Here is a 5440-nt window from a genome sequence, read left to right on the forward strand (position 1 = left end):
ATGGTTTGAACGGCGCCTCGGCCAACACAGTTGTCGCCATTCTGCCACTACGGTTCTTCGCGCGACACCATCACTGTCTATGCCGCCTCGAATTATCGAGGACTACATTGCGGGTTCTACTTAGGAGATTTGCCATGACTTCGCGCCCTGTCATCGACGATATGTCGTCGTTCTGGATGCCTTTTACCGCCAACCGGCAATTCAAAGCGGCGCCGCGCCTGATTGAAGGCGCCAAGGGCATGTACTACAAGTCGACCGATGGCCGCGAGATCCTCGACGGCTGTGCCGGCCTGTGGTGCGTGAACGCCGGCCATTGCCGCGATGAAATCATCTCGGCAATCCAGAAACAGGTCGCGACGCTCGACTTTGCGCCGACGTTCCAGATGGGCCATCCGCTCGCGTTCGAAGCGGCGTCGAAGGTAGCGGCGCTGATGCCGGAAGGGCTCGACCGCATTTTCTTCACGAACTCCGGTTCCGAATCCGTCGATACCGCGCTGAAGATCGCGCTCGCCTATCACCGCGCGCGCGGCGAAGGGCAGCGCACCCGGCTGATCGGCCGCGAGCGCGGCTATCACGGCGTGGGTTTTGGCGGCATTTCGGTGGGCGGCATTGCACCGAACCGCAAGACGTTCTCGGGCGCGTTGCTGCCGGGCGTCGATCATCTGCCGCATACTCATGCGCCGGATCACAATGCGTTCTCGAAGGGTCAGCCGGCATGGGGCGCCCATCTTGCCGATGAACTCGAACGCATTGTCGCGCTGCACGACGCATCGACCATTGCGGCTGTTATTGTCGAGCCGCTCGCGGGATCGACCGGCGTACTCGTGCCGCCGCAAGGTTATCTGCAGAAGCTGCGTGAGATCTGCACGAAGCACGGCATCCTGCTGATATTCGATGAAGTCATCACCGGCTTCGGCCGTCTCGGCAAGGCAACGGCCGCTGAATTCTTCGGTGTAACGCCGGACCTGATGACGCTTGCCAAGGCCATCAACAACGCCAGCATTCCGATGGGCGCCGTGGCCGCGCATCGCAACGTGCACGACACGGTCGTCAACGCGGGCGCGGTGAATGGCATCGAGTTGTTCCACGGTTATACGTATTCCGCGCACCCCATGGCAGCCGCTGCCGCCATCGCCACGCTCGACCTGTATGCACGCGATCAGTTGTTCGAGCGCGCGGCATCGAAGGCCGGAAAGTTCGAAGCGGCAGCCCACGCGTTACGCGATGCGCCGCATGTGAAGGACGTCCGCAATCTCGGACTGGTTGCGGGTATCGAGTTGCAGCCTCGCGATGGCGCCCCGGGCGCGCGTGCGTATGAGGCATTTGTGAAGTGCTTCGAAGCAGGCGTTCTCGTGCGTTACACGGGCGATATTTTGGCGTTCTCGCCGCCGCTGATCATTGAAGACGACCAGATCGAGCAGATTTTCGGCACGGTTCGCAAGGTGCTTGAAACCGTCAAGTAACGCGGTTGGCGTGACAGTACAGAGGCCGTTCCTGCATTGACCGGAACGGCCTTTTTCGCATAAAAAAACCGCTTCAACGCGCGGGCCTTGCAGTGCTCGCCTTCGATGAAGCCGCTTTACGCCGCGTGGCCCAGCCCTTTTTCGCCGATGCGGAACGGTCAGCCGCCGAACGCCGGCTCGCGCTCGCATGCGTCTGGCGGGACAGCGCAGTGCGCGAAGCCGCCTTTGTGCCTTCGCGCTTGAGCACGCGCGTGGACGTGGCCGAGCGTTTCGCCTTCGATTCCGTGCTCGCGCTGCGTTTCGTCTTGTGCTGACCTGCTTGCGTATCCTTCGCCGCTTTCTTGCGTGCGCCTTCAGAAGTCGTACCTTTCTTTGGCGCTTTCACGCCGACACCCGATCTGCGTGCCTCCGACAGCCCGATCGCAATCGCCTGCTTCGCGGACTTCGCGCCATGCTTGCCTTCGCGGACGTGATCGACTTGCTCCTTCACGAACGCACCGGCCTGCGTGCTCGACGATTTGCCCGCGCGCTTCGCCGCGTGCGCACGTTCGATGGTTTTCTTCTCCGGCATGATGGACTCCTATGAAAGACCGTCGTTGGTCCGACGATGGAAACCTTGCAATGGCTATGCCAACGCCCTGGCCGAATGTCGCGACAATGAATCACACACTCGCACGTAAGCCTTATGTTAGATTTGCAGGCCATCATATTTGATTCATTAAGGAGAGCCAATGTTGAAGAAAGCAGGTATTGCACTCGCATGTATTTTCACGTTTGCAACAAGCAGTGCGGCCTTCGCGCACGACCAGCCGGGCGCCGACTGGATATCGAAGGATGCGGCCATCGCGAAGGTCAAGGCGCTGGGTTACGACGCGGTGCGCCTCGAAGCCGACGATGGACACTGGGAAGGCGAAGCCACGAAACAAGGCCAGTTCTACGACATCCACGTCGATCCGCGTTCAGGTGCGCTGACGAAGAACGAGCTAAAGCATTGAGTTCGTTGTAGGAATTACAGGGCTGAGTGAACGGATCGCTTATCGATGCTCAACCATTGAACGCCATCCGTCGTCACTTCGAACTGCTTGTCATCAGCCGCGACGATCAACGCGCGTATCATCGCGACGCCAAGGCTGAACCGACGGAATAAAGCCCGGGCATAGACTGTTGTTCCTCTCAACGAACCACTGTCCGTGAGAGGAAACAATGACCCGAGCTGCACTGTCGCGATTTTCACTCCTGGCGTGCGCGCTGACCTTCGGCGCTGCAGGCATCGCGCATGCGGAGTCTGGCGACATGGAAAGCACGTATCGCCAGCTTGTTCAAGCGCTTCAGCAGAGCCGTAACGGTTCCATCGGCAACGCAGGGCGCACGCAAATCACCCAGGCTGCGAAGAATTTCCAGGACGCCATGCAACGTGACGGCGGCGCGCGGGACAACCTCATGACGGACGCGCACAACATCATCGCGTCATTATCCGATGGAACATTCAACGCCGGCGCAAGCGTCAATGCGCTTCGGCGCGACGCCAAGGGCAGCGTGATCGAGTTCGGCAAGTGGAGTGTGTCGATGCCGGGAAGCCAGATCACGAGTCCCATCGGCACGCATTTGAATCAAAGCAGCGAAGGCGATTGCGTCGGCATTTCCGTCGTGAAGGCGTTCTCCAATACGCAAACCGGCGCGACGATCTTGCGCCGGGCAGTCACCCTGACTTCCGATGGCAGCTACAACGTCAGCCTGCCGGGCGATCCCGCGACGGTTTACCGGTTGAATCCGGGCGAGCTCGATCAATTCGGCAAAGGCGATCCGGGCGCGGCGGCCGTGGTCGGCGCAATGTTCCAGTATTTCCACAAGGACCCGAAGCAAGGCGCGCTGCCGACGAACAAGGTCATGGAACTGCTCGCCGGCCATGCGGGCGATCACGATCGTCTCGCCGATGTCCACAGCACACCCGACCAGATCACCGGCTACTTATTGCAACACGCGGATGGCGCCGGCAGCCGCTACGCCATGGTCTTTGGCGGCAAACCCGCGCGCAACGGCGACTGGTCCAAGGGCGACGGACACGCGTTCGCGATCATTCGTATCGACAAGGCGAACATGATGCTGACGTACACCAATCCATGGAACGAGGCGAGCACGCGGACCATCGCGATCCGGGACCTTGCGAGCCAGGCGGCGGGGACATCGGCTGACTTCGAGACGGTGACTTTTCGGTGAATGCGTTGAAATCTAAAAGCGAAAACCAATGAAGCGGCGCGATTCTTGTTAATGTGACGGTCGAATCCGCTCGGACCAATTCATCGCTCATGACATCGACTACCTTGCGCGCCGCGACGCCCGACGATTTCAATGCACCGTCCGAGCAGGTCGCACGCCGTTTGATCGGCGCGATCCTGAGCGTCGATGGCGTGGGCGGCAGGATCGTGGAAACGGAAGCCTACGATCGCGAGGACCCGGCATCGCATAGTTTCTCCGGGCCCACACCGCGCAACGCCGTGATGTTTGGTCCGCCCGCGTACGCTTACATATACCGGTCCTACGGCATTCACTGGTGCTTGAACTTTGTCTGCCGGGAAGCCGGACATGGCGCGGGGGTGCTGATTCGCGCGGTCGAACCGCTGACCGGACTCGATGCGATGCGCCAACGGCGCGGTATGGAACCGGCAAAATTGCTGTGTTCGGGACCGGGCCGCCTGGCGCAGGCGCTCGGCATTACTCATAGAAACAATGGCATGTCGCTGCTCGAGGCGCCGTTTTACATCGAAATGCCGGAAGAAGAAGGTCCGGTTATCGCGGGGCCGCGCATTGGCATCACCAAAGCGATGGATGTGCCCTGGCGTTTTGGCCTCGCCGGATCGAAGTTCCTCAGCAAGCCCTTCCCAAAGGATGCAAAGGATGCGAATGACACACCGAACGCCTGAAAAGTAAAAGGGCTGCCAAACCTCGGCAGCCCAAAAATTCTTTTTATATGTATCAGCAGCAAGCCGGCAGCCACACCGTCAAGCACGGTCCTCGGGACTGCAACGACGCTACCTTAAGCAGCCTGTGCAATCAGGCTTTCTGTGCGCGGCTGTAGCATCGCCGCGTTTTCGAGTACCGTCGGTTCCGGCACTTCATTGGTCGACACAACACTCAACTCCACCAGCGCGGTCTGCTCGCTCGCCTGTCTGGCGGCCGCCGCTTTTTTGGTCTTCCCCGCGCGTGACGGCGGCTGGCAGGCCCCGCACACCACGTTTTCTTGCAAATCATGTTTGTGCGCAATGAACTTTCCAGTGCAGCGGCAGCATTTGGTCAACTGCAGCATGCCTGCATCGAAAAAGCGCACAAGGGTCCAGGCCCGCGTCAAATCGAGTACCGCCTCGACATCGCTATTCCTGCAATGTTCGAGATACAGCCGATACCCCTTGGTCAGTGCATCGAGGTGCGAGCAGCCTGCTTCTTTTTTCAGGAACACATACGTGTTGTAGAAAAGCGAAGCATGGATGTTCGCGAGCCACGTCATATACCAGTCCGCCGAGAAAGGCAGCATGCCCTTCGGTGGCGAAACACCCTTCACTTCGCGATACAACCGGATCATCCGGTCACGCGACAGTGTCAGTTCACTTTCGAGCACCTGCATCCGCGCCCCGAGTTCGATCAATGCGATCGCGCGGAAAACTTCTTGTGCATCTTCTGTGAGGCTCTTCTTAAGCATGTTGTGCTCTCGTGCTTGATGTGAGTATCTAAGCGTGGCGACTAATCGTGCTAATCAGGCGAATTGTTCTGCTGGCTGGCCGGCCAACAGGATAGCTGCATGCGTCGGCGCGATATCCGCGTTGCTCATCGGAGTCGCGTCCACGTAGCCGGTCTTGAAGTCAGGACCCATCGCCGCGATATTGTTGAACGTGTCCGCGCGCGCCAGCGTGCCGTGCATACCCTGGCCCTCCTGCAGCGTGGAGTCCGCAATCTCGACCCCGGTCTGCAGGTTCGCCCGATCC

The 5440-nt window shown here is 59.8% G+C and carries 7 protein-coding genes and 1 pseudogene; 5 read left to right on the forward strand and 3 right to left on the reverse strand.

Annotated elements, in window-relative coordinates; all coding sequences use genetic code 11:
* Positions 1 to 134 precede the first annotated feature (134 nt).
* On the forward strand, positions 135 to 1463 hold the full coding sequence (locus tag ACFFAR_RS23330; protein ID WP_375508552.1) for an aspartate aminotransferase family protein: 1329 nt from the start codon (positions 135 to 137) through the stop codon (positions 1461 to 1463).
* Positions 1464 to 1536: 73 nt separating this feature from the next.
* On the opposite strand, the gene ACFFAR_RS23335 is transcribed toward ACFFAR_RS23330, so the two are convergent.
* Positions 1537 to 2034 carry a DUF6496 domain-containing protein gene (locus tag ACFFAR_RS23335; protein WP_062002566.1) on the reverse strand — a complete coding sequence of 166 codons (498 nt, stop codon included), beginning with the start codon at positions 2032 to 2034 and terminating at the stop codon, positions 1537 to 1539.
* 160 nt (positions 2035 to 2194) lie between these two features.
* Here ACFFAR_RS23335 and ACFFAR_RS23340 point away from each other — a divergent pair, with 160 nt between their 5' ends.
* The 4 genes from ACFFAR_RS23340 (at position 2195) to ACFFAR_RS23355 (ending at position 4384) form a co-directional block, all read left to right on the forward strand.
* Positions 2195 to 2458, forward strand: a complete 264-nt coding sequence (locus ACFFAR_RS23340; RefSeq protein WP_174362450.1) for a PepSY domain-containing protein — start codon at positions 2195 to 2197, stop codon at positions 2456 to 2458.
* Between the two features lie 26 nt (positions 2459 to 2484).
* The gene (locus ACFFAR_RS23345) at positions 2485 to 2610 is read left to right on the forward strand and encodes a hypothetical protein (RefSeq protein ID WP_256701201.1); all 126 of its coding nucleotides are present in this window, start codon (positions 2485 to 2487) and stop codon (positions 2608 to 2610) included.
* 56 nt (positions 2611 to 2666) lie between these two features.
* On the forward strand, positions 2667 to 3680 hold the full coding sequence (locus ACFFAR_RS23350; RefSeq protein WP_375508553.1) for a hypothetical protein: 1014 nt from the start codon (positions 2667 to 2669) through the stop codon (positions 3678 to 3680).
* Between the two features lie 89 nt (positions 3681 to 3769).
* On the forward strand, positions 3770 to 4384 hold the full coding sequence (locus tag ACFFAR_RS23355) for a DNA-3-methyladenine glycosylase (protein ID WP_174362449.1): 615 nt from the start codon (positions 3770 to 3772) through the stop codon (positions 4382 to 4384).
* Between the two features lie 113 nt (positions 4385 to 4497).
* Here ACFFAR_RS23355 and flhC read toward each other — a convergent pair whose 3' ends face one another.
* Both flhC and ACFFAR_RS23365 read right to left on the reverse strand, forming a co-directional pair.
* Positions 4498 to 5157 (reverse strand): flagellar transcriptional regulator FlhC, encoded by a 660-nt coding sequence (gene flhC / locus ACFFAR_RS23360; protein ID WP_056362504.1) that lies wholly within the window; start codon positions 5155 to 5157, stop codon positions 4498 to 4500.
* Positions 5158 to 5211: 54 nt separating this feature from the next.
* Positions 5212 to 5440: pseudogene (locus tag ACFFAR_RS23365) on the reverse strand (hypothetical protein); the annotation flags it as partial.

It is taken from the genome of uncultured Caballeronia sp. (genome assembly GCF_964243625.1).
Classification (GTDB): domain Bacteria; phylum Pseudomonadota; class Gammaproteobacteria; order Burkholderiales; family Burkholderiaceae; genus Caballeronia.

Coding starts and splice junctions, on each gene's coding strand:
- ACFFAR_RS23335 (WP_062002566.1), bottom strand. CDS start 2,034: ATGCCGGAGAAGAAAACCATCGAACGTGCGCACGCGGCGAAGCGCGCG.
- ACFFAR_RS23340 (WP_174362450.1), top strand. CDS start 2,195: ATGTTGAAGAAAGCAGGTATTGCACTCGCATGTATTTTCACGTTTGCA.
- ACFFAR_RS23355 (WP_174362449.1), top strand. CDS start 3,770: ATGACATCGACTACCTTGCGCGCCGCGACGCCCGACGATTTCAATGCA.
- ACFFAR_RS23350 (WP_375508553.1), top strand. CDS start 2,667: ATGACCCGAGCTGCACTGTCGCGATTTTCACTCCTGGCGTGCGCGCTG.
- ACFFAR_RS23330 (WP_375508552.1), top strand. CDS start 135: ATGACTTCGCGCCCTGTCATCGACGATATGTCGTCGTTCTGGATGCCT.
- flhC (WP_056362504.1), bottom strand. CDS start 5,157: ATGCTTAAGAAGAGCCTCACAGAAGATGCACAAGAAGTTTTCCGCGCG.